Raw genomic sequence first — 22913 nt, forward strand, 5'->3', positions numbered from 1 at the left:
GCCCGGACGACACAAGCGATGAACCGCGATGACCTGCGATGACCCGTGATGACAAGGAGCCCTGCCGTGCCCCACACCGAGGCCTCGATGGACACCCTGCGGAACGCCGGTGACGAACTCGCCGACGCCACGGTCGCCGCACTCTTCGAGCGCGGGGAGGTGGGCACGTTCAACACCCTGATGCGCTACGTCTCCACCGCCGGCGCGCCCCTGCCGGACGGGCTGCCCGACGTCGCGCGGGAGTACCTGGAGGCCACACGGGTGCCGCCGTCCTGGGTGGACTGGGGCGAGATGGAGAAGGCCCGGCTGTTCTTCATCGACAACAACGTGCACATCTCGACCGCGCTGTCCTTCGCCTCCATGCCCGCCTGCTACGTCGTCCCGCGCGTGGCGAAGCTGCTGTCGGCCACCCACGGGCTGAGGTACCCGTCCAAGCGCATGGCGGAGACCGGTCAGTTCACCGTCCATCTCATGCAGCCCGACGCCTTCGAATCCGGCAGCCGCTTCATCCCGGCCGCCCAGAAGGTGCGCCTGCTGCACGCCTCCATCCGGCACCACCTCAAGCGCGAGAGCCGCTGGGACACCGAGGCGCTCGGCACGCCGATCTGCCAGGAGGACATGATCGGCGGGCAGATGATGTTCTTCTCCATGCTGGTCCTCGACAGCCTGCACCGGCTGGGCGTCCATCTGTCCACGGAGGGCGCGGAGGCGTACTACTACGCGTGGCGGGTGGTGGGCGCCATGCTGGGCGTCGACCAGGAGGCCGTCCCGAAGACCCTCGACGAGGCGCGCGCCTTCCTCGATCTGTACATGGTCCGGCACATGGGCCCCTCCGAGGAGGGCGTGGTCCTCACCCGGCAGCTCATCGACCTCTACGAAGAGGTCGTCCCCGGCACCTTCTTCGACCCGATCGTCTCGGCCCTGATCCGCCACCTGGTCGGCGACACCTGCGCCGACTGGCTGGAGGTGCCGCGCACCCCGTGGGACACCGTGGTCAAGGCGGTGCCGCACCTCCTCGGCGTCCTGGAGACCATCGAGGACCGCTCCCCGCTGGGCGCCTGGGCCCTGGACCGCCTCGGCCACCTCACCACCGTCCTGGAGCTGTCCTCGCTCACCCGTGGCCGCGTGATGCACTACGCCATCCCCGAACACCTCAGGAAGGACTACGGCGTCCCGGGCGCCGTACCCCGCACCCGGCGGTGGACGCCGCCGGCCGCCACGGTCTCCTGATCCCCCCCGCATCCCCTACTCCGCACGGCGTACGGCGGCTGTCTTCGGCCGGACGACGACCGCGCGGGCGGGCCCCGGGAGGCTGGGCGCATGCCTTCCTCCCTGAAGAGTCCGCCCCGGCCGCCACGGAAGCCACGGAAGCCACCGGCGAACCCGCTGACCGGGGTGCGCTCCGCCGAGCGTCTCTGTCACACGACCGGTGCGCTGCTCGTCCTCTCCGGTCTGGCGCATCTGGTGGTGTTCGCGGTCGACGGCGGCCCCTGGTACGGGCCGGTGTCCTGGCGCAAGCCCGTCACGTTCGGGCTCTCCTTCGGGCTGACGCTGATCGCGGTCACCTGGGTCACCTCGTATCTGAAGATCGGGGAGCGGCTGCGGACCGTACTGCTGCTCGTGTTCGCCGCCGACTGTGTGGTCGAGGTGGGCGGGATCACCCTCCAGGCGTGGCGGCGGGTGCCCTCACACCTCGACATGGAGACGCCCTTCGACACGGCGGTCTCCATGTCGCTCGCGGTGGGCGGCGGGGTCCTGGTGGTGCTGCTCACCGTTTTCGCGGTGGCGTCCTTCCGCAGCCGGCCGGCCGGTCCCGTGGGCATGGCGCTCGCGGTGCGCTCCGGGTTCGCGATCCTGCTGGTGGCGCTGGCCTCGGGGGCCGCGATGATCGCGCGCGGGGTGGTGCTCGTCCGGACCGGGCACCAGGAGGCGGCGTACGACTCGACGGCCCCGCTCAAGCCGCTGCACGGGGTCAGCCTGCACGCGGTGCTGGTCCTGCCGGCACTGGCCTGGCTGCTGTCCCGCACCTCCTGGAGCGGACAGGTCCGGTGGCGGGTCGTGGCCGTGGCCGTGGGCTGCTACGCGGCCGCGGTGGCCGTGGCCGGGGCATGGGCGGTCCTCGCCTACCGGTAGCGGCGGCCGTGACCGTCATTGATCACGGCGGCCGTCAGGCCGAGCCCTCCCCGGGCCCCTCGGCGGGCCGCTGCCATATCAGCCGCCGCGCGCGCGTGAGCAGCCCGGGGCCGCCCGCACCGCGCCGGCGATGCCCGTGCACCCGCGGGTCGTCCGTGACGTCGTAGCGCTTCACATAGGCGCTCAGGAACGCCTGGAGGGTGGCGACCGCCGGGATGGCGATCAGCGCGCCGACCGCGCCGAGCAGCGCGGTGCCCGCGATGACCGAGCCGAAGGCGACCGCCGGGTGGATGTCGACCGACTTGGAGGTCAGTTTGGGCTGGAGCATGTAGTTCTCGAACTGCTGGTAGATCACGACGAACACCAGCACCCACACCGCGTACAGGGGGTTGACGGTGAACGCGATCAGCATCGGCAGCGCGCCCGCGAGATAGGTGCCGATGGTGGGGATGAACTGCGAGACCAGCCCCACCCAGACGCCCAGCACGGGCGCGTACGGCACACCCAGGGCCTCCAGCAGGATGTAGTGGGCGATGCCGGAGATCAGCGCCATCACACCGCGCGAGTAGAGATAGCCGCCGGTCTTGTCGACGGCGATCTCCCAGGCGCGCAGCACCTCGGCCTGGCGGGCGGGCGGCAGTACGGAGCACAGGGTGCGGCGCAGCCGGGGGCCGTCGGCGGCGAAGTAGAAGGCGAACAGGGTGATCGTCAGCAGCTGGAACAGGCCGCCGAGCACCTGTCCGGAGACGTCGAGCACGCCGGCCGCACTGTTCTGCGCGTACTTGCGCAGCCAGTCGGAGTGCAGCAGGCCCTCCTGGACGTCGACCCGTCTCACGTGGCTGTGGAAGGTCTCGTTGACCCAGTTGATGACCGAGTCCAGGTAGTCCGGGAAGTCTTCGACGATCTTGTTGATCTGCCCGGCCAGCATCGAGCCGAGCAGGGTGACGAAGCCCGCGACCGCGATCGCCAGGCCGAGGAAGACCAGGAAGGTCGCGAAGCCGCGGCGCATGCCGCGGGAGGCCATCCAGCTCACCGCGGGCTCGATGGCCAGCGCCAGGAAGAACGCGATGAGGACGTTGATCAGCAGCCCGGTGAGCTGGTGGAAGGCCCAGCTGCCCAGCTGGAAGGCGGCGACGAGGGCGAGCGCCAGCACCATGGCGCGCGGCAGCCAGCGCGGCATGCGGGCACCCGGTGCCGCGGCGCCGGCGGCCGGGGATCCGGCGCGCGGCGTCGTGTCGACCGTGTCGACCGGGGATGCGTCCTGGGCGGTCCGCCCGTCGTCGTCAGTGAGTGCCACGGTGCAAGTCTCGCCCACGCCACTGACAACACGTGGCCGGTGTCCGGTCTTCGTGCACGGTCAGCGCCTCTCCCCCGGAACGTTCATGGCCGTGCAGACCACACGCCACACGTCCTTGGCCTCCCAGCCGGAGTCCAGCGCCTCGTGCACCGTCAGCCCGCCGAGCTCCGTCATCACATGATCGCGCGCGAAGGTGTCGGCGTACCCGGAACCGAAGTGCTCCGCCATCCGCTGCCAGAAGACCGTCAACCGCATGACACCAGTATCCCGCCCCTGAGAGTGGGCCCTGCCCGGGAGCGCTTGCCGAGACCGCTTTCCGCCCTACGGTCTTTCGCATGGCCGAAACCGGAGCTTCCCCACTCCCCCCTACGCCCCCGGCGCACTCCCCGCTCTCCCGCGCCGAACAGTTCGTGTGGCTCACCGCGCGCGTGCTGGAACAGCGTCTCTTCTCGTACCACTTCCTGAACGGCGGCCCCGATCCGGTGGAGACGGCACTGGACGCCTACCGCAACGAGGACGGCGGCTACGGACACGCGCTGGAACCCGATCTGCGTGGCCCGGTGAGCCAGCCGCTGCACACCGGGCGGGCCCTGCGGGTCCTGGACGCCGTCGAGCGGTGCGGCGGGCAGCGGGTGGAGCGGGTGTGCCGCTACCTGACGGCCGTCTCCACGGCGGACGGGGCACTGCCGGCGGTCCGTCCGAGCCAGCGCGGCTATCCCGCGGCACCGTTCGTCCCGGTCGTCGACAACCCTCCCAGCGAGCTCCTCGCCACCGGTCCGGTGGTGGGCCTGCTGCACCGCAACGAGGTCTGGCACGCGTGGCTGTTCCGGGCCACCGACTTCTGCTGGCAGGCGATCGAGTACCTGGAGAAGTCGCACCCCTACGAGATCGAGGCCGCGGTCGCCTTCCTGGACACGGTGCCCGACCGCTCGCGCGCGGAGGCGACCGCCGACCGGCTGGGCCGCCTGGTGCGCGAGCAGCGACTGGCCGCGCTGGACCCGGAGCGCCTCGACGCCTACCCGGTCGCACCCGGCTACGCCCCGCGCGAGCACCACTTCCCGCACGACTTCGCGAGGTCTCCGGACTCGCTCGCGCGCGCGTGGTTCACCGACGAGGAGATGAGCCGCTCGCTCGACTTCCTCACCGCCGAGCAGGAGGCGGACGGCGGCTGGCCGATCCGCTGGCGCCAGTGGGCGCCGGCCGCCGCCCTGGAGGCGCGTCCCGTGGTGACGATCGAGGCCCTGCACACGCTCAGGGCGTACGGCCGCTTCGTGGGGTGACGGAGATCGGATGCCGGAAATCGGAAGTCGGGTAGCGGCAGTCGGGTAGCGGCAGTGTCAGCCGGTGACGGCGCGCAGCCCCGCCGTGACCGCCACGGCGACTGCGACGACGACCAGGAAGGGCGCGCGCAGCACCAGTGCCACGGCGGCCGCCCCGAGCCCCGCGGCCCGGGCGTCCAGCACGAGCGCGTGCCCGTCGGCGAACGTCTGCTGGGCCGTGAGGGCCGCGAGCAGGGCCACGGGCAGCAGGGCGGCCAGCCGTCGCACCACCGGCCGCTCCAGCACCCCGGCGGGCACCAGCAGTCCGGCGAGCTTGACGGCGTAGCAGCCGAGGGCGGTCGCGCCGATCGCGATCCAGAAGTTCACCGGGTCTCCTCGGGTGCCTCGTCGGGGGTACGGTCGCGGTCGGCCCGGCGGCCTGACCGGCGGCCGGAGACGAACAGGGCGGCCGGTGCCGCCAGCGCGGCCACCAGGACCGGCACCCCGGCCGGCAGCACGGGCAGCAGGCCGAGTCCCAGCAGCACCGCGAGGGCGGCGACCGCGCGGTCGGTCGTGGTCTTCAGCATGGGGGCGAGCAGGGCCAGGAAGACGGCGGGTCCGGCCGCGTCCAGACCCCAGGCGTCGGTGTCCCCGACGGCCTTGGCGCCGAGCGCGCCGAGCAGGGTGGTGAGGTTCCACAGCACGTACAGGCTGAGCCCGGTGACGGTGAAGCCGAGCCGGGCGGCGCGCCGCGTCGGCTGGGCCAGGGTGACCGCGGTGGTCTCGTCGATCACCCACTGGGCGGCGAACGGCCGCACCGCGCGCGGGAGGGCCAGCACCTGTGAGAGGCGCAGCCCGTAGAACGCGTTGCGCACGCCCAGGAAGAAGGCGCCGGCCGCCGCGGTGAGCGGGTTGCCGCCGGCCGCGAGCGCGCCCACCAGGGCGAACTGGGAGGCCCCGGTGAACACCAGGAGGCTGAGCGCGCAGGTCTGGAGCAGGCCGAGCCCGCTGCCAGCCGAGGTCACCCCGAAGGCGAACCCGGACAGTCCTACGGCGACCCCGACCCCGAGGGCGTCCCGGACGACGGCGGAGTCCGGCTTCGGCCCGTCTTCGCCGCGTATGTCTGCGAGTGCTGTCTGTTGTGCCACGCCCAGGACGCTACGGGCGGCCGTCCCGCGCGTCTTGTACGTTCTTGCGCTCGCGCTGGTAAGCGCCCGGCGGGACGCCGACGATCCGGGCGAAGTGACGGTTGAGGTGCGGCTGGTCGGTGAAGCCGACCGTGACGGCCGCCTCGGCGGGCGTCGTGCCCGCGTCCAGCAGCAGCCGGGCGCGGCGCACCCGGGCATCGGTCAGCCAGGTGTGCGGCGGCATGCCGTAGACATCTCGGAACGCCCGCAGCAGCGCGAAGGGGCTGGTGCCGAGGTCGGTGGCGAGCCGCTCCAGGGTCGGCGGCTCGGCCATCCGTTCCTCCAGCACGGCACGCGCGCGTGCGGCGAGCCGGGCGCCGGCGGTGCGGACCTGCCGCTGCGGCAGCGGGCCGCCGTTCAGCCGCAGCAGCCTCGTGACCGCGACGCGCAGCAAGGTGTCGGCGGCGAGCGCGTTGCCCTCGTCGACGGCGCGCAGCACCCGGTGCACGAGGGCGACGCCGTACGGGTCCTCGAGCACGGGACTGACGAAGCCGGGGGTGCCCCGGATCGCGGTGGTCTCGGCAGCGATCCCCGCCACGAGGTCCGGCGTCGGGTAGACCGCCCCGTAACGCCAGCCCTCGGGCACCCCGGCCCGCCCGGTGTGCGGGGTGTCGGGGTTGACCAGCGCGAGCGCCCCCGCGCCGGCGGACACGTCGGAGCCCCGGTGGTGGAAGACATCGACGCCGTCCGCGATGGCGGCGATCACGAAGTGCTCGTGGGTGTGCCGGACGAACGTCTTGTGGATGTACCGGGCACGCAGCAGATCGACACCGGGCAACGCCTCGTACCGCCAGTGCCGCGCCCGCTCGTCCGCTCCGCTCATACGCCCATTGTCGACCGCCCGGCCCCACCCGACCGCCCTCGGCCACTGCTCCTGCTCCCGCCTCCCGTCCGCCCGCCTTCATCCACGCCCCGCTGCTCCCGCGTCCCACCCAGCCGCCGGCAGCCGCTGCCCCCGCCTCCGCTTCCCGCCCGACCGCCCCACGCAGCCACCGCCCGCTCCCCCCGCCCGGCCCTTCCAGCAGCAGCAGCCGACGGCGAATCCGCCCCACAGGGGCCACCCGCGCCCGACAACGAAACCGTCACGGGTGGTGCGGATGGGAACACCAAGGCCGAAGGCGAAGCCGAGGCCACGGCCGCCCACATCTCCGCAGGTCAGCCCCAGTTGTCAGTGGCCGGGTGCAGGATGGACCCATGGCGAAATCCGGGCACCGGGCCCTCGACGGCTTCTCCCCCGCGACCCGCGGCTGGTTCACGGGGGCGTTTTCCGCGCCCACCGCGGCCCAGGCAGGCGCGTGGCAGGCCATCGGCGCCGGCTCGGACGTGCTGGTGGTCGCCCCGACCGGCTCCGGCAAGACGCTGGCCGCCTTCCTCGCCGCCCTGGACCAGCTGGCCTCCACCCCGCCCCCGGCCGACCCGAAGAAGCGCTGCCGTGTGCTGTACGTGTCACCGCTCAAGGCCCTCGCGGTCGACGTCGAGCGGAACCTGCGCAGTCCGCTGACCGGCATCCGCCAGGAGTCCGTGCGCCTGGGCCTGCCCGAGCCGGAGGTCAAGGTGGGCATCCGCTCCGGCGACACTCCGGCCGCCGAGCGCCGCGCCCTGTCCACCCGCCCGCCGGACATCCTGATCACCACCCCGGAGTCCCTGTTCCTGATGCTGACGTCGGCCACCCGCGACGCGCTGACCGGCATCGAGACGGTGATCCTGGACGAGGTGCACGCGGTCGCCGGCACCAAGCGCGGCGCGCACCTCGCGCTCTCCCTGGAGCGGCTGGACGAGCTGCTGCCCAGGCCGGCCCGCCGGATCGGCCTGTCGGCGACCGTCCGCCCGGTCGACGAGGTGGCCCGCTATCTCTCGCCGCACCGCAAGGTGGAGATCGTCCAGCCGAAGTCCGGCAAGGAGTTCGACCTCTCCGTCGTCGTCCCGGTGGAGGACATGGGAGAGCTGGGCGGCTCCCCGGCCACCGACGGCAGTGAGGGCGCGGAGAAGCCGTCGATCTGGCCGCATGTGGAGGAGCGGATCGCCGACCTGGTGCAGGCCCACCGCTCCACGATCGTGTTCGCGAACTCGCGCCGCCTGGCGGAGCGGCTGTGCAACCGGCTGAACGAGATCGCCTACGAGCGGGCGACCGGCGAGCCCCTGGACGAGCACCACTCCCCGGCCGAGCTGATGGGCGGCTCGGGCGCGGCCCAGGGCGCCCCGCCGGTCCTCGCCCGCGCGCACCACGGCTCGGTCTCCAAGGAGCAGCGCGCCCTGGTCGAGGAGGACCTGAAGGCCGGCCGGCTGCCCGCCGTGGTGGCCACCTCCAGTCTCGAACTGGGCATCGACATGGGCGCGGTGGACCTGGTCGTCCAGGTCGAGTCCCCGCCGTCGGTCGCCTCCGGGCTCCAGCGCGTCGGCCGCGCGGGACACCAGGTCGGCGCGGTCTCCACCGGCGTGGTCTTCCCCAAGTACCGGGGCGACCTGGTGCAGGCCGCCGTGGTCACCGAGCGGATGCGCACCGGCTCCATCGAGTCCCTGAAGGTTCCCTCCAACCCCCTCGACGTGCTCGCCCAGCAGCTGGTCGCGATGACCTCGCTGGACACCTGGCAGGTCGACGACCTGCTCGCCACCGTCCGCCGCGCGGCGCCCTTCGCCTCGCTCCCGGAGTCGGCGTTCACCGCGGTCCTGGACATGCTCGCGGGCCGCTACCCGTCGGACGCGTTCGCGGAGCTGCGCCCGCGGGTGGTCTGGGACCGGGTCGCGGGGACGGTCACCGGCCGCCCGGGCGCCCAGCGGCTCGCCGTCACCTCCGGCGGCACCATCCCCGACCGTGGCCTCTTCGGCGTCTTCCTGGCGGGCGCCGACCCGAAGAAGGGCGGCGGCCGGGTCGGCGAGCTGGACGAGGAGATGGTGTACGAGTCGCGGGTGGGCGATGTCTTCACCCTGGGCACCAGTTCCTGGCGCATCGAGGACATCACCCGCGACCGCGTCCTCGTCTCCCCCGCCCCCGGTGTCCCGGGCCGCCTGCCCTTCTGGAAGGGCGACCAGCTGGGCCGCCCGCTCGAACTGGGCCGCGCGGTCGGCGCGTTCCTGCGCGAGGTCGGCTCGCTCCCCAAGGACGACGCCCGGCTGCGCCTGCTGGCGGCCGGCCTGGACGCCTGGGCGGCGGACAACGTGCTGTCGTACCTGGACGAACAGCGCGAGGCCTGCGGTCATGTCCCGGACGACCGGACGATCGTCGTGGAGCGCTTCCGCGACGAGCTCGGCGACTGGCGAGTGGTCGTCCACTCCCCCTTCGGTGCCCAGGTGCACGCCCCCTGGGCGCTCGCCCTCGGCGCCCGGCTGTCCGAGCGGTACGGCATGGACGCCCAGGTCATGCACGCCGACGACGGCATCGTGCTGCGGCTGCCCGACGCCGACCTGATGGGGCTTGACCTGCTCGACCAGGCACCCATGAAGGCGGGCACCGAGTACGACACCGAGCAGGCGCCGGTCGGTGCGGCGGACGTCGCCTTCGACAAGGGCGAGGTCGACCAGATCGTCACCGACCAGGTCGGCGGCTCGGCCCTGTTCGCCGCCCGCTTCCGCGAGTGCGCCGCCCGCGCGCTGCTGCTGCCGCGTCGCAACCCCGGCAAGCGCACCCCGCTGTGGCAGCAGCGCCAGCGCGCCGCGCAGCTGCTCCAGGTGGCGAGCGAGTTCGGGTCGTTCCCGATCGTCCTGGAGGCGGTCCGCGAGTGCCTCCAGGACGTCTTCGACGTCCCCGGGCTGGTCGAGCTGATGGGCGACCTGGAATCCCGCAAGGTCCGACTGGTCGAGGTCACCACCCCGGAGCCGTCCCCGTTCGCCCGCTCCCTCCTCTTCGGCTATGTCGCCCAGTTCCTGTACGAGGGCGACTCCCCGCTCGCCGAGCGCCGTGCGGCCGCGCTCTCCCTGGACTCCCGGCTGCTGGCCGAGCTGCTGGGCCAGGCGGAGCTGCGCGAGCTGCTCGACGCGGAGGTGCTGACCGAGTTGGAGCGCGAGCTCCAGTGGCTGGCCGAGGACCGCCGGATCAAGGACCCCGAGGGCGTGGCCGACGTGCTGCGGCTGCTCGGGCCGCTCACCGACGCCGAGTTGGCCGAGCGGGGCGCCGAGCCGCAGTGGGCCGCGGAGCTGGCGGGCGCCCGGCGGGCCATCAGGGTCCGGATCGCCGGCGCCGAGCACTGGGCGGCGGTCGAGGACGCGGGGCGGCTGCGCGACGCCCTCGGCACGGCGCTGCCCGTCGGCGTCCCCGAGGCCTTCACCGAGCCGGTGAAGGACCCGCTCGGCGACCTCCTGGCGCGGTACGCACGCACCCACGGGCCGTTCACGTCGACCACCGCGGCCGCCCGCTTCGGGCTCGGAGTGGCGGTCACGGAGGGCGCGTTGCAGCGGCTCGCCGCGGGCGGGCGGGTCGTACAGGGCGAGTTCCATCCGGCGGGGATCGGGCAGGAGTGGTGCGACGCGGCGGTGCTGCGCAGGCTGCGCCGTCGTTCCCTGGCCGCGCTGAGGCACGAGCTGGAACCGGTGGCACCGGCCGCGCTCGCCCAGTTCCTGCCGCAGTGGCAGCACATCGGCAAGGGGCATGGGCTGCGCGGCGTGGACGGGCTGGTGCGCGCCGTGGAGCAGTTGCAGGGCGCGTCGGTGCCGGCCTCGGCCCTGGAGAAGCTGGTCCTGCCGTCCCGGGTGGCGAACTACTCGCCCGCGATGCTCGACGAACTCACCGCCGCCGGCGAGATCGTGTGGGCCGGCGCGGGCGCCCTGCCGGGCAAGGACGGCTGGGTCTCCCTGTATCTGGCGGACGCGGCCCCCGTGCTCCTCCCGCCGCCGCACCCGCTGGAGCTCACCGCCCTGCACCAGTCCGTCCTCGACGCCCTCTCCGGGGGCTACGGCCTGTTCTTCCGCCAGATCGCCGACCAGGTCCGCGCCACCACCCACCCCGACGCCACCGATCCGCAACTGGCCGACACCGTCTGGGACCTGGCCTGGTCCGGGCGGCTCACCAACGACACACTGGCCCCGATGCGGTCCCTGCTGGGCTCGGGCCGTACCGCGGGCTCCACCGCCCACCGTGCCAAGCGCGCCGTCCCGCGCGGCCGTTACGGCTCGCTGACGGCCGCCGCCCGCCCCGCCTCCCGTACCGGGCCGCCGACCGTGGCCGGGCGCTGGTCGCTGCTTCCGCAGCGCGAGCCGGACCCCACCGTGCGCGCCCACGCGCTGGCCCGCACCCTCCTCGACCGGCACGGTGTGGTGACCCGGGGCGCGGTCGCGGCGGAGGGCGTCGAGGGCGGCTTCTCGGCGGTGTACCGGATCCTGTCGGCGTTCGAGGAGAGCGGCCAGGCACGCCGGGGTTACGTCGTCGAGGGCCTGGGCGCGGCCCAGTTCGCGATGGACGGCGCGGTCGACCGGCTGCGGGCGGTGTCCAACGCCCGCGAGCGGGGCGAGACCCTGCCGGGGACCGGCTTCGGGAGCACCGGAGCCGCCGGCGCCCCCGCGTTCACCGGCCCGAACGGCGGCCACAGCACCCCCGCGCCCGTCGGCCACCCGGACCACCTGGACCCCCTCGGCCCCTTCGACGCGGCCGGCTTCCCCGACCTGGACGGCGACTTCACCTGGCCGCCCGAACAGCCCACCGCCCCCGGCGACTACGTCTCCCCCAAGGACCTCGCCCCCGCCGACCCGTTCGCCGCCCCGGGCTACGGCGGCCCCCGAAGCGGCAGCCCCGCGAACCCGTACAGCCCGAACCCCTACACCTACGGCAACCGCCACACCCGCACCCCCGCCGCCCCCGACCCCAGAGCCGTGGTCCTCGCCGCCGCCGACCCGGCGAACGCCTACGGCGCCGCCCTCGGCTGGCCCGAACCCCCGACCGGAGCCGGGCACAAACCGGGCCGCAAGGCGGGCTCGCTGGTGGTCCTGGTGGACGGCGAGCTGACGCTCTACATGGAGCGCGGCGGGAAGACCCTGCTGGCCTGGCCCACCGCCCCGGACACGGACACCGCCGACGACACCCGGCTGCGTACGGCGGCGGAGGCCCTCGCGTCGTCCGCCCGCGCGGGCACCCTCGGCACGGTGACGGTGGAGCGGGTCAACGGCGCCTCGGCCCTGACCTCCCCCCTGGGGAGCCTCCTGGAGGCAGCGGGCTTCATCGCGACCCCGCGCGGTCTGCGCCTGCGGGCGTGAAGCACGGTGCGCACCTCACCCCTCGCCCTCCTCGTGCCACCCTTGAGCCATGCCCGAAGGTGACACGGTCTGGCAGGCCGCGAGACGCCTGCACGACGCGCTCGCCGGCCAGGTGCTGACCCGCAGCGACTTCCGGGTGCCCAAGTACGCCACGGTCGACCTCACCGGCCGTACCGTCCTCGGCACCACCCCGCGCGGCAAGCACCTGCTCACCCGCTTCGAGGGCGGCCTGACCCTGCACACGCACCTGCGGATGGAGGGCGCGTGGAAGGTCTACGGCAGTGCCGAGCGCTGGAAGGGCGGTCCCGCGCACCAGATCCGGGCGATTCTGGGCACCGTCGACCGCACGGCCGTCGGGTACCGCCTCCAGGTCCTGGAGTTCCTGCGCACCGACGAGGAGGAGCGCGCCGTGGGCCACCTCGGCCCCGACCTGCTGGGCCCCGACTGGAACCCCGACCGCGCCCTCGCCAACCTCCTCGCGGACCCGGCCCGCCCGCTCGGCGAGGCCCTCCTCGACCAGCGCAACCTCGCCGGGATCGGCAACATCTACAAGAGCGAGCTCTGCTTCCTGATCGGCGCGACCCCCTGGCTCCCGGTCGGTGTGCTCCCCGCCGACCGCGCCGCGAAGCTCCCCGGCCTCGCCCAGCGCCTCCTGGCGGCCAACCGCGACCGCCCGGTACGCCGGACCACCGGTCTGCGCGACCACGACCTCTTCGTCTACGGGCGCGCGCCTCGCCCCTGCCTGCGCTGCCGCACCCCGATCCGCCTCGCCGACCAGGGCGACGGCTCCCGCGAGCGCCCCACCTACTGGTGCCCCGCCTGCCAGGCCGGCCCGGCCCCCGCCCCGGGTTCCCGGCGCGCCCCTGGAACCCGCCCCCGTACGACCAATTGACGATCCGTCAGAAACGCTCGTACCGTCCCTACATGCCCCTCAAGGCGTACGACCTCACCGGACGCACCGCATTCGTCACGGGCGCCGCCGGCGGCATCGGCCGGGCGTCCGCCGTACTGCTCGCCGAGGCGGGCGCGACCGTGCACTGTGCCGACCGGGACGCGGACGGCCTTCACGAGACGGCGACGCTGGTCAAGGACCGGGGCGGCACCGCCCGCACCCACACCCTCGACGTCACCGACCGGGCACAGCTCGGACAGGCCGTGCGGTCCTGCGGGCGGCTGGACGTCATGGCGGCGATCGCCGGGATCATGCACCGCAGCCCGGTCCTGGAGACCAGGGACGAGGACCTCGACCGGGTGCTCGGCGTCAACTTCAAGGGTGTGCTGTACGCCTGCCAGGAAGCGGCGCGGCTGATGCTGGCCGGGCGGACCGGGGGCAGCATCATCACCATGGCCTCCGGCGCGATCGACACCGGCGGCCCCGGGCTGCTCTGCTACGGCGCGGCCAAGGCGGCCGTGGTCCAGCTGACCAGGACGCTCGCCAACGAGGTCGGCCGGCAGGGCATCCGCGTCAACGCGGTCGCCCCGGGCTGGACCCGCACCCCCATGACCGACCGCGACGACAGCGCGGAGCAGGAGCGAACGGAGGCCCGGATGGCCCGGATGTCGCCGCTGGGCCGGGTCGGCGAGGCGACGGACATCGCGCACGCCGTGCTCTATCTGGCGTCGGACGCCTCCTCGTTCACGACGGGCCAGATCCTGCGCCCGAACGGAGGGGTGGCGATGCCCTGGTAGCCCCCGTCCCCGTCCGCCAGGCCGTCCGCCACCGCGCCGGCCCCAGGGCTCCCGCCGCCCGGGCCCGCGGCACGCAGTTCACCGGCAGCAGGCTCAGTCCCCACCCGCCGGCGGCCACCGTCCCCTCCAGCGCCCCGGCACCGTCGGCGAAGGTGATCCGCAGCACGGCCCACCACCACACCGCCGCGAGTCCCAGGGCAACCCCCCAGCGCACTATCCGCCCCACCATGGCCGACACCTCCAGCCGGACGCTAGAACGCCGCCCGGCCCACCGGGGAGGCGCACCGAGGGCTCACGGATGCAACGGCCGCGGACCGACATCGGCCTCTGCTACGCGTTCTCCGCCTGGAACATCCAGTGATGCTTCTCCAGATCAGCCGTGATCCCGATGAAGATGTCCTGGGTCACCGGATCGGCCTCCGCGGTCGCCGTGACCCGCTCCCGCATCCGGGTGATCACCGCGCTCAGCGCGTCCACCAGGGCCGCCACCGCGTCCGAGTCCTTGACCCAGCCCCCGGGCACCGACCCGATGCCGCTGCCGGCGGCCACGGTGGCCGCGCGCCCGTCCGGTGAGACGCCCAGCGCCGACGCCCGCTCCGCGACCGTGTCGGAGTGCACCCGGACCGTGTCCACGACCTCGTCGAGCTGGAGGTGGACGGTCCGGAAGCGGGGCCCGACCACGTTCCAGTGGATCTGCTTGGCCGCCAGTGCCAGATCCACCAGGTCGACGAGGGCGCCCTGCAACGCCTCTGCCACGGTCTTCAGGTCCGCGTCGGACAGCGGGCTCTTCACGACGTACATGCGTTCTCTCCGGTCGTCGGCCCCCTGTCACGTCCCTCCACCATGACCGGACCACCGGACACCGGCAAATGGACGCACGCAGTCCGCGGGTACGCGAAAGCCCCGGCCGCACCGTCCCAGGTCGCCCTGGGAAGGCCCCGGCCGGGGCTTCGCACACTTCTCTTCGACGCCGGGTCGGCGCCGCGTCGGTCACATCCGCGCAGGCGTCACGCGGCGACCACGTCCACCGCCTCGGCGGGGGCCTTGATGGTCACCCGTTCCGGTGGCACACCGGTCACCGAGACGGTACCCAGCATCGGGCGAACCGACGTGGGCACAGGCTCGGTGGCCCTGGCGGACTGGGCCAGCTCGGCGAGGGCGAGCTCGTCGCTCACTTCCCGCATGAGCTCGGACATCCGTACGTCCAGCGCGTCGCAGATGGCGGAAAGCAGCTCGGAGGAAGCCTCCTTCTGCCCCCGCTCCACCTCGGAGAGATAGCCGAGTGAGACTCGGGCGGACGAGGAGACTTCGCGCAGAGTACGGCCCTGGCGCTGGCGCTGCCGACGCAGCACGTCACCCAGCAGGCGACGGAGCAGAATCATCGGTGGCTCCCTCCTCGGACCGCGTAGCCGCATCCTTCACGCCCCACCGTACCGCCTAGCGCCGCGGCCGTGCGGGGAGCGATGTCGTGTTCACTCAGGGCTGCAAACATCAAAACCCCCCGTTCTGTTCCGTATCCTGTGTCCGCTCATTCCCGGTCTGTTCGCTCGCAAGCTCCCTCAGAAGCAGTGCGAGTACGCTCCGTACACTCTCTCTACGAATTTCCGCGCGGTCGCCGTTCAACCGCAGGGCCTCTACTTTTCCGCCAGCGGCAGAACCGGAACCAGAGCCGAACGGTCCGTCCACGGCCACGAAAACCGTCCCGACCGGCCGGCCGTCCTGCGGTTCCGGGCCGGCGACTCCGGTGGTCGCGAGACCCCAGTCGGCACCCAGCGCCTTGCGCACTCCGGCGGCCATCTGGGCCGCGACCTGCGGATCCACCGCCCCGCGCTGGGCCAGCAGGGTGGCGTCGACACCCAGCAGCTCGTGCTTCAACTCGGTGGCGTAGGCGGTGACGGAACCCCGGAACGTCTTGGAGGCCCCAGGCACCGTTGTGATCTCGGCCGCAACCAGGCCGCCGGTCAGCGACTCGGCGACAGCGAGGGTCTGTCCTCTCACCGTCAGTAGTCGCACCAGTTCGGCGGCCGTGGAATTCACGCTTCCGACTCCTCCAACGCTGCCGCGCGCTCGGCGATTCCCTGCCTGCGCAGCACAATGGCCTGTCTCACATAGTCGAGGCCGGTGACGACGGTCAGGACGACTGCCGCGGCCATCACCCAGAACCTCAGGGTCGCCAGCCACCCCGTCAGTGCCAGCACGTACATCCCCACGGCCACGCCCTGGGTGAGGGTCTTGAGCTTGCCGCCGCGGCTGGCCGGGATCACGCCGTAGCGGATGACCACGAAACGCATGAGCGTGATGCCGAGTTCCCGGGCGAGGATGACGATCGTCACCCACCAGGGCAGATCGCCCAGCGCGGACAGACAGATCAGCGCCGCCCCCATGATCGCCTTGTCGGCGATGGGGTCGGCGATCTTCCCGAAGTCGGTGACCAGGTTGTAGGTGCGCGCCAGGTGCCCGTCGAACAGGTCGGTGATCATGGCGATGGCGAAGGCCGCCCAGGCGAGCGAGCGCCACGCAGGGTCGTATCCGCCGCCGGCCAGCATCAGGGCGACGAAGCCGGGCACCAGGACCAGCCGGAGCATGGTCAGCAGATTGGCGACGTTCCACAGGCTGGCCTGGTTGACGGCGGCAGCGGCGATCTTCGCACCGCGCGCGGGCCGATCGTCACCGTGGGAGCCGGAGTCGTGGGAACCCGAGTCGTGGGAACCGGAATCGCGGGGACCGGAATCCGGGGCGGCACCGGAGGTGGCGGCGGAGCCCGGGGCGCCGTGCGCGCCGGAGGAGCCGCCCGCGGCGGACGCCGGGACTCCGGTCATCTGCCGGCCTCCTCACTACACGCGGGCGAGCCGTGCAACGGCTCGGCCACCAGGTCGACACCTTCCGTACCGACCACCTTCGCCTCGACCATACGGCCCACGCGCAGTTCCGCGCCGCTGGTGAGCAGCACCTGTCCGTCCGTCTCGGGCGCCTGGTGGGCCGCCCGGCCGTAGACGCCGTCCTCGTCGTCCACGGACTCCACGAGGACGTGCACGGTCTCGCCGAGGCGCTCCTCGGCCCGCTGCGAGACCAGCTCCTCGGCGAGCCGGGAGATGTGCGCGAGGCGCTCGGCGACGACCTCCTCGGCGAGCTTGTTCTCGTACGTCGCCGCCTCGGTGCCCTCCTCGTCGGAGTACCCGAAGACGCCGATGGCGTCGAGCCGCGCGCCGTTCAGGAAGCGTTCCAGCTCGGCCAGGTCGGACTCGGACTCGCCGGGGAAGCCGACGATGAAGTTGGAGCGCACGCCGGCCTGCGGGGCCTTGGAGCGGATGGTGTCGAGGAGCTCCAGGAAGCGGTCGGTGTCACCGAAGCGGCGCATCGCGCGCAGCACGCCGGGCGCGGAGTGCTGGAAGGACAGGTCGAAGTACGGGACGACCTTCGGGGTCGAGGTCAGTACGTCGATCAGGCCGGGGCGCATCTCGGCGGGCTGGAGGTAGCTGACACGCACCCGCTCGACGCCGTCGACCTCGGCCAGCTCCGGCAGCAGGGACTCAAGGAGCCGGATGTCGCCGAGGTCCTTGCCGTAGGAGGTGTTGTTCTCGGAGACCAGCATGATCTCCTTCACGCCCTGCTCGGCCAGCCAGCGGGTCTCGTTCAGCACGTCGCTGGGGCGGCGGGAGATGAAGGAGCCGCGGAAGGACGGGATGGCGCAGAAGGAGCAGCGGCGGTCGCAGCCGGAGGCGAGCTTGACCGAGGCGACCGGGGCGCCGTCCAGGCGGCGGCGCAGGGGCGCACGCGGGCCGGAGGCGGGCGCGACGCCGTCGGGGAGGTCGGCCGGGCCGTGCCCCGGGAGAGCCACCGCGGCGGCCGACTCCTGCCGCTCGGCCGGGCTGATCGGCAGCAGCTTGCGCCGGTCGCGCGGGGTGTGCGAGGCGTGGATGCCGCCGTTGAGGATGGTCTGGAGGCGGTCGGAGATGTCGGAGTAGTCGTCGAAGCCGAGCACGCCGTCCGCCTCGGGCAGCGCCTCGGCGAGCTCCTTGCCGTACCGCTCGGCCATGCAGCCCACCGCCACGACGGCCTGGGTTCTGCCGTGCCCCTTGAGGTCGTTGGCCTCCAGGAGGGCGTCGACCGAGTCCTTCTTGGCGGCCTCGACGAATCCACAGGTGTTGACGACGGCGACATCCGCGTCCGATGCGTCCTCTACGAGCTGCCAGCCGTCCGCCTCCAAACGGCCTGCGAGCTCCTCCGAGTCCACCTCGTTACGGGCGCAGCCGAGAGTGACGAGTGCGACGGTACGGCGTTCAGGCATGGGCTCAAGACTACTTTGTCTCACCGACAGCCCACGTCGAAGGGGCTGGCCGATCATGGCCAACCCCTTGGGTACGTACTCGATCCGAACGATTGTCCGATGATTATCCGACTTCCGGGTCGCCCTTGGTGTAGGTCAGGCGCTCCACCGCGCCGGGCCGGAACTGGTCCTCGATCTTCTTGCCGTTGACGTAGAGCTGGATGGCTCCGGCGTCGCCGAGGATCAGGTTGATCTTGGAACTGTCCTGGAAGGTCTTGGAGTCGCCCTTCTTCAGGAGCCCGTCGAAGAGCATCCGGCCGTTGTGGTCCTTGGCCGAGATCCAGCTGCGTCCGTTGACCGCGCTGACCTGGACGGTGACCTTGTCCTGGGGCGCGGCGGCGATCGCGCTGTCGGAGGGCGCGGGGGTCTTGTCGGGCTTGCTTTCCTTCGGGGTCGGCGAGGCGGGCTTGCTGGTCGTGGGGGCGGCGCCCTCGGCGACCGACTGCTTGGCGTCGTCGCCGTCGCCGCCCTTGAAGGCGGTGAAGCCGACGAAACCGACCACGACGACGATCGCGGCGACCATGGCCGCCGTCCAGTTGGGTCCGCGCCGCTCGGGGCGGATACGTTCCGCCTCGAACAGCGGTGCGGCGGGCGTCGGCGCGGGCCGCCCACCGCCGTGCTCGGCCGCGAACTGCGCGAGCAGCGGTTCGGGGTCGAGGCCGACGGCCTTGGCCAGGGTCCGGATGTGCCCGCGGGCGTAGACGTCGCCGCCGCAGGGGGCGAAGTCGTCGGCCTCGATGGCGTGCACGATGGCGATACGGACCCGGGTGCTCCCGCTGATCTCGTCGACGGTCAGCCCGGCGGCGATGCGGGCCTGTTTGAGGGCTCGGCCTACGGAGGGGCGGTTTTCCTCGGACACGTCTGGGAACGGACGCTCGTCTTCAGGGGAGTTGCTGCCGATGGACACGGGGGCGCCTTTCGAGCGTGTAGCCACCTGTGCTGGAGGTTCAGTCTAGGGGGGGTGCGAAAGGGTGAGGCAACCGGGCGGTACGACTTTGTACGCCATCGGTATGGCCGGACATCCCGATGACGGGTCAGGTGTGCGCCCCAGGATGGAGTACACACCTTTCCTCTCGCTCAACTTGACGTGCGTCAAAGGGAAACGGTTGCCCGACGATCCCTAACGGGTGGATCACGACATTGACTCCACCCGATCTACCGGCGCCCGTGCCCATGAGGGACACCTACCCCGCGGACTCCCCACGGATCACAGCAAGCACTCCATCCAGCTCATCGGGTTTCACCAGAACGTCGCGCGCCTTGGACCCCTCGCTCGGCCCGACCACGCCGCGCGACTCCATGAGGTCCATGAGCCGGCCGGCCTTGGCGAAGCCGACGCGCAGCTTGCGCTGGAGCATGGACGTGGAGCCGAACTGGGTGGAGACGACCAGCTCGGCCGCCTGGCACAGCAGGTCGAGGTCGTCGCCGATGTCCTCGTCGATCTCCTTCTTCTGCTTGGTGCCCACCACGACGTCGTCCCGGAAGACCGGCGTCATCTGGTCCTTGCAGTGCTGGACGATCGTCGCGACCTCCTCCTCGGTGACGAACGCGCCCTGCATACGGGTCGGCTTGTTCGCCCCCATCGGCAGGAAGAGCCCGTCGCCCTTGCCGATGAGTTTCTCGGCGCCGGGCTGGTCGAGGATGACGCGGCTGTCGGCGAGCGAGGAGGTGGCGAAGGCGAGCCGGGAGGGCACGTTCGCCTTGATGAGGCCGGTGACCACGTCGACCGACGGCCGCTGGGTGGCGAGCACCAGGTGGATGCCGGCCGCCCGCGCGAGCTGCGTGATGCGCACGATCGAGTCCTCGACGTCGCGCGGGGCGACCATCATCAGGTCGGCGAGCTCGTCGACGATCACCAGCAGGTACGGGTACGCCTGGAGCTCGCGCTCACTGCCCTCGGGCGTCTTGAGCTTGCCGTCGCGGACGGCCTTGTTGAAGTCGTCGATGTGCCGGTAGCCGAACGCGGCCAGGTCGTCGTAGCGCAGGTCCATCTCGCGGACGACCCACTGGAGCGCCTCGGCGGCCCGCTTCGGGTTGGTGATGATCGGGGTGATCAGGTGCGGGATGCCCTCGTAGGCGGTCAGCTCGACGCGCTTGGGGTCGACCAGGACCATCCGCACGTCCTCCGGGGTCGCCCGCATCATGACCGAGGTGATCAGGCAGTTGATGCAGGACGACTTGCCGGAGCCGGTGGCGCCGGCGACCAGCATGTGCGGCATCTTGGCCAGCGAGTGCATGACGTAGCCGCCCTCGACGTCCTTGCCGAACGCGACCAGCATCGGGTCGTCGTCCTCGGCTGACTCGGCGAGCCGCAGTACGTCTCCGAGGTTGACCATCTCGCGGTCGGTGTTGGGGATCTCGATGCCGACCGCGGACTTGCCGGGGATCGGGCTGATGATCCGCACGTCCGGGCTGGCGACGGCGTACGCGATGTTCTTGGTGAGCGCGGTGATCCGCTCGACCTTCACGGCGGGGCCGAGCTCGACCTCGTAGCGGGTGACCGTCGGCCCGCGGGTGAAACCGGTGACGGCCGCGTCGACCTTGAACTCCGAGAAGACGGTGGTGAGCGAGGCGACCACCCGGTCGTTGGCCTCGCTGCGCGCCTTGCCGGGGCCGCCGCGGGTGAGCAGGTCGAGCGACGGCAGCGAGTAGGTGATGTCGCCGGAGAGCTGGAGCTGCTCGGCGCGCGGGGGCAGGTCCCGGGGCTGCTCGGGCGCCGGTTTGGTCAGGTCCGCGACGACGGACTCGACCTTGAGCTTCTCCTGCTTGGGCCGCGCGGCCGGGACCGGACTCGGGCTCGGCGCCGGCACGGGCGTCGGCGTGGTGTCCTCGCGGTCGCCGACGCTGACGCCCTGGGTGAGGTCGGCAACGAGCGGGGAGGGCGGCATGCCGTGCAGGACGGCGCCGTCGAGCGCGGCCGCGGCGGCCGCCGCGACGTCCACGGCGTCCATCTGGCGGCCCAGCTCGGGCTGCGGCACGGCGGAGCGCCGGGGGCGGCCCCGGCGCTTGGCGAGGGCCTCCTGCTCGGCGCTGTCGGGGTCGTAGTCCTGGGGGGCGGTGGAGCGCCTGCGGGAGCGCGCGGGCAGGGCCTGGCGCCACTGATCGTCGTAGCGCTCGTCGTCCTCGCCGTACTCCGGGTACTCGTCGGGCTCGGGGTCGTGCAGCAGCCCGAGGCGCACGCCGAGCGCCCGCAGCCGCTGCGGGACGGCGTTCACCGGGGTCGCGGTGACGACGAGCAGCCCGAAGACCGTGAGCAGCACCAGCAGGGGTACGGCGAGGACCTCGGTCATGGTGTACGTCAGCGGGGTCGCCGCCGCCCAGCCGATGAGGCCGCCGGCGTCCCTTATGCCCTGCATGCCGGCACTGCGGGCGGGCGAGCCGCAGGCGATGTGGACCTGGCCGAGCACGCCGATGACCAACGCGGACAGGCCGATCACGATCCGCCCGTTGGCGTCCTGCTGCTCGGGGTGGCGCATGAACCGTACGGCGATCACCGCGAGCAGTATCGGCACCAGCAGGTCGAGGCGGCCGAAGGCGCCGGTGACGAGGATCTCGACCAGGTCGCCGACCGGGCCGCGCAGGTCGGCCCAGGTGCCGGCGGCGACGATCAGGGCGGCGCCGAGCAGCAGCAGGGCGACGCCGTCCTTGCGGTGCGCGGGGTCCAGGTTCCTGGCTCCCTGTCCTATGCCGCGGAAGACGGCGCCGACGGCGTGCGCGACCCCCAGCCAGAGGGCGCGCACCAGGCGGTAGACGCCCCCGGTGGGGCTGGGCGCCGGCCTGGGCGCCGGGGCGGACTTCTTCGCCGCGGTCCTCTTGGCTGCCGCCTTCTTGGCCGGGGCGTTCTTCGCGGCGGCCTTCTTCGCCGGAGCCTTCGAGGCAGCGGCCTTCTTCGCGGGCTGCTTCTTGGCTGCCGAGGGACGTGAGGCCATGGGTGCGAGGTTACCGGGGGATGCGACAGGGGACACGTGTGCCCACAGCTTCACCCGTTCGTGTCGCCCTTCCCGGGGCGCAGAACTGACGGAAGCTCATGGGCAACGGTGTCCGCGGTCGCGGTCAGTTCTGCGACGGGAGCGACGGCGTGGCGCCGCCCGTGCCCGGTTCGAGGGCGTCCAGCGCCCGGCGCAGGCCGGTGAGTTTGCGCTCCAGGTGGGCCGCGGTGGCCACCGCGGCCGCGTCCGCGGACTCGTCGTCCAGCTGCTTGGACAGCGCCTCGGCCTGCTCCTCGACGGCCGCGAGCCGGGCGGAGAGCTCGGCGAGCAGCCCCGCGGACTCCTTGCCGGCGACCGCGCCCTTGCCGCCGCCCTCCAACTGGAGCCGCAGCAGCGCCGCCTGCTCGCGCAGCTGGCAGTTCTTCATGTACAGCTCGACGAACACCGAGACCTTGGCGCGCAGCACCCATGGGTCGAAGGGCTTGGAGATGTAGTCGACCGCGCCCGCGGCGTAGCCCCGGAAGGTGTGGTGGGGCCCGTGGTTGATCGCCGTCAGGAAGATGATCGGGATGTCCCGGGTCCGCTCCCGTCGCTTAATGTGCGCCGCGGTCTCGAAACCATCCATGCCCGGCATCTGGACGTCCAGCAGAATCACCGCGAAGTCGTCCGTGAGCAGTGCCTTGAGCGCTTCCTCCCCGGACGATGCCCGCACCAGTGTCTGATCGAGCGCAGAGAGGATGGCCTCCAGCGCCAGCAGATTCTCCGGCCGGTCATCGACCAGGAGGATCTTGGCCTTCTGCACCATGGCCCGCCCTCCTCGCCCCGGATGTGCACCGGGCGCCGCCCCAGGGGACGACTCCCTTTCGCCGCCCGTCCTTGTGCCGGTCATGGTAGCCGCACCCCGCCTGTCGC

General features: G+C 72.5%; 18 protein-coding genes and 1 pseudogene. 6 read left to right on the forward strand and 13 right to left on the reverse strand.

Annotated elements, in window-relative coordinates; translation table 11 throughout:
• Positions 1 to 66 precede the first annotated feature (66 nt).
• On the forward strand, positions 67 to 1230 hold the full coding sequence (locus tag ACWGKQ_RS23700; protein WP_453293937.1) for an oxygenase MpaB family protein: 1164 nt from the start codon (positions 67 to 69) through the stop codon (positions 1228 to 1230).
• A gap of 90 nt (positions 1231 to 1320) precedes the next feature.
• Positions 1321 to 2133, forward strand: coding sequence for a hypothetical protein (locus ACWGKQ_RS23705; protein WP_453293938.1), 813 nt, complete (start codon positions 1321 to 1323; stop codon positions 2131 to 2133).
• 34 nt (positions 2134 to 2167) lie between these two features.
• Here ACWGKQ_RS23705 and ACWGKQ_RS23710 read toward each other — a convergent pair whose 3' ends face one another.
• Both ACWGKQ_RS23710 and ACWGKQ_RS23715 read right to left on the reverse strand, forming a co-directional pair.
• Positions 2168 to 3430: an AI-2E family transporter gene (locus ACWGKQ_RS23710; protein ID WP_453293939.1), complete on the reverse strand. Its 1263-nt coding sequence runs from the start codon at positions 3428 to 3430 to the stop codon at positions 2168 to 2170.
• Between the two features lie 60 nt (positions 3431 to 3490).
• Entirely contained in the window at positions 3491 to 3685 is a 195-nt protein-coding gene (locus ACWGKQ_RS23715; protein ID WP_453293940.1) for a DUF3046 domain-containing protein, read from the reverse strand.
• Between the two features lie 80 nt (positions 3686 to 3765).
• Here ACWGKQ_RS23715 and ACWGKQ_RS23720 point away from each other — a divergent pair, with 80 nt between their 5' ends.
• Complete coding sequence (locus tag ACWGKQ_RS23720; protein ID WP_453293941.1) at positions 3766 to 4710, forward strand: hypothetical protein; 945 nt, start codon at positions 3766 to 3768, stop codon at positions 4708 to 4710.
• A gap of 57 nt (positions 4711 to 4767) precedes the next feature.
• On the opposite strand, the gene ACWGKQ_RS23725 is transcribed toward ACWGKQ_RS23720, so the two are convergent.
• The 3 genes and pseudogenes from ACWGKQ_RS23725 to ACWGKQ_RS23735 form a co-directional block, all read right to left on the reverse strand.
• Entirely contained in the window at positions 4768 to 5076 is a 309-nt protein-coding gene (locus ACWGKQ_RS23725; protein WP_453293942.1) for an AzlD domain-containing protein, read from the reverse strand.
• The gene (locus ACWGKQ_RS23730; protein ID WP_453293943.1) at positions 5073 to 5837 is read right to left on the reverse strand and encodes an AzlC family ABC transporter permease; all 765 of its coding nucleotides are present in this window, start codon (positions 5835 to 5837) and stop codon (positions 5073 to 5075) included. The genes ACWGKQ_RS23725 and ACWGKQ_RS23730 overlap by 4 nt, the downstream gene beginning before the upstream one ends.
• Positions 5738 to 6699 (reverse strand): annotated as a pseudogene (locus ACWGKQ_RS23735) (AraC family transcriptional regulator). Before ACWGKQ_RS23735 ends, ACWGKQ_RS23730 begins: the two are co-directional and overlap by 100 nt.
• A gap of 371 nt (positions 6700 to 7070) precedes the next feature.
• Here ACWGKQ_RS23735 and ACWGKQ_RS23740 point away from each other — a divergent pair.
• The 3 genes from ACWGKQ_RS23740 to ACWGKQ_RS23750 are packed head-to-tail and all read left to right on the forward strand — an operon-like array spanning position 7071 to position 13745.
• The gene (locus ACWGKQ_RS23740; RefSeq protein ID WP_453293944.1) at positions 7071 to 12056 is read left to right on the forward strand and encodes an ATP-dependent helicase; all 4986 of its coding nucleotides are present in this window, start codon (positions 7071 to 7073) and stop codon (positions 12054 to 12056) included.
• Positions 12057 to 12105: 49 nt separating this feature from the next.
• The gene (locus tag ACWGKQ_RS23745) at positions 12106 to 12948 is read left to right on the forward strand and encodes an Fpg/Nei family DNA glycosylase (protein WP_453293945.1); all 843 of its coding nucleotides are present in this window, start codon (positions 12106 to 12108) and stop codon (positions 12946 to 12948) included.
• 32 nt (positions 12949 to 12980) lie between these two features.
• Entirely contained in the window at positions 12981 to 13745 is a 765-nt protein-coding gene (locus ACWGKQ_RS23750) for an SDR family NAD(P)-dependent oxidoreductase (RefSeq protein ID WP_453293946.1), read from the forward strand.
• Between the two features lie 330 nt (positions 13746 to 14075).
• On the opposite strand, the gene ACWGKQ_RS23755 is transcribed toward ACWGKQ_RS23750, so the two are convergent.
• The 8 genes from ACWGKQ_RS23755 to ACWGKQ_RS23790 all read right to left on the reverse strand — a co-directional run bounded on the left by ACWGKQ_RS23755 (position 14076) and on the right by ACWGKQ_RS23790 (position 22806).
• The gene (locus ACWGKQ_RS23755; protein ID WP_453293947.1) at positions 14076 to 14546 is read right to left on the reverse strand and encodes a Dps family protein; all 471 of its coding nucleotides are present in this window, start codon (positions 14544 to 14546) and stop codon (positions 14076 to 14078) included.
• Positions 14547 to 14752: 206 nt separating this feature from the next.
• Positions 14753 to 15127, reverse strand: a complete 375-nt coding sequence (locus tag ACWGKQ_RS23760; RefSeq protein ID WP_383718383.1) for a helix-turn-helix domain-containing protein — start codon at positions 15125 to 15127, stop codon at positions 14753 to 14755.
• Positions 15128 to 15236: 109 nt separating this feature from the next.
• A complete protein-coding gene (locus tag ACWGKQ_RS23765; protein WP_453293948.1) occupies positions 15237 to 15782 on the reverse strand; it encodes a CinA family protein in 546 nt (181 codons plus the stop codon).
• Positions 15779 to 16564 (reverse strand): CDP-diacylglycerol--glycerol-3-phosphate 3-phosphatidyltransferase, encoded by a 786-nt coding sequence (gene pgsA, locus ACWGKQ_RS23770; RefSeq protein WP_453293949.1) that lies wholly within the window; start codon positions 16562 to 16564, stop codon positions 15779 to 15781. The genes ACWGKQ_RS23765 and pgsA overlap by 4 nt, the downstream gene beginning before the upstream one ends.
• Complete coding sequence (gene rimO / locus ACWGKQ_RS23775; RefSeq protein ID WP_453293950.1) at positions 16561 to 18033, reverse strand: 30S ribosomal protein S12 methylthiotransferase RimO; 1473 nt, start codon at positions 18031 to 18033, stop codon at positions 16561 to 16563. The genes pgsA and rimO overlap by 4 nt, the downstream gene beginning before the upstream one ends.
• 103 nt (positions 18034 to 18136) lie before the next feature.
• Positions 18137 to 18979 carry a helix-turn-helix domain-containing protein gene (locus ACWGKQ_RS23780; RefSeq protein ID WP_453293951.1) on the reverse strand — a complete coding sequence of 281 codons (843 nt, stop codon included), beginning with the start codon at positions 18977 to 18979 and terminating at the stop codon, positions 18137 to 18139.
• 277 nt (positions 18980 to 19256) lie between these two features.
• On the reverse strand, positions 19257 to 22001 hold the full coding sequence (locus ACWGKQ_RS23785; RefSeq protein WP_453293952.1) for a DNA translocase FtsK: 2745 nt from the start codon (positions 21999 to 22001) through the stop codon (positions 19257 to 19259).
• Positions 22002 to 22125: 124 nt separating this feature from the next.
• A complete protein-coding gene (locus tag ACWGKQ_RS23790) occupies positions 22126 to 22806 on the reverse strand; it encodes a response regulator (RefSeq protein ID WP_189262252.1) in 681 nt (226 codons plus the stop codon).
• Positions 22807 to 22913: the final 107 nt, after the last annotated feature.

The sequence above is a fragment of the Streptomyces sp. NPDC054770 genome (genome assembly GCF_053611985.1).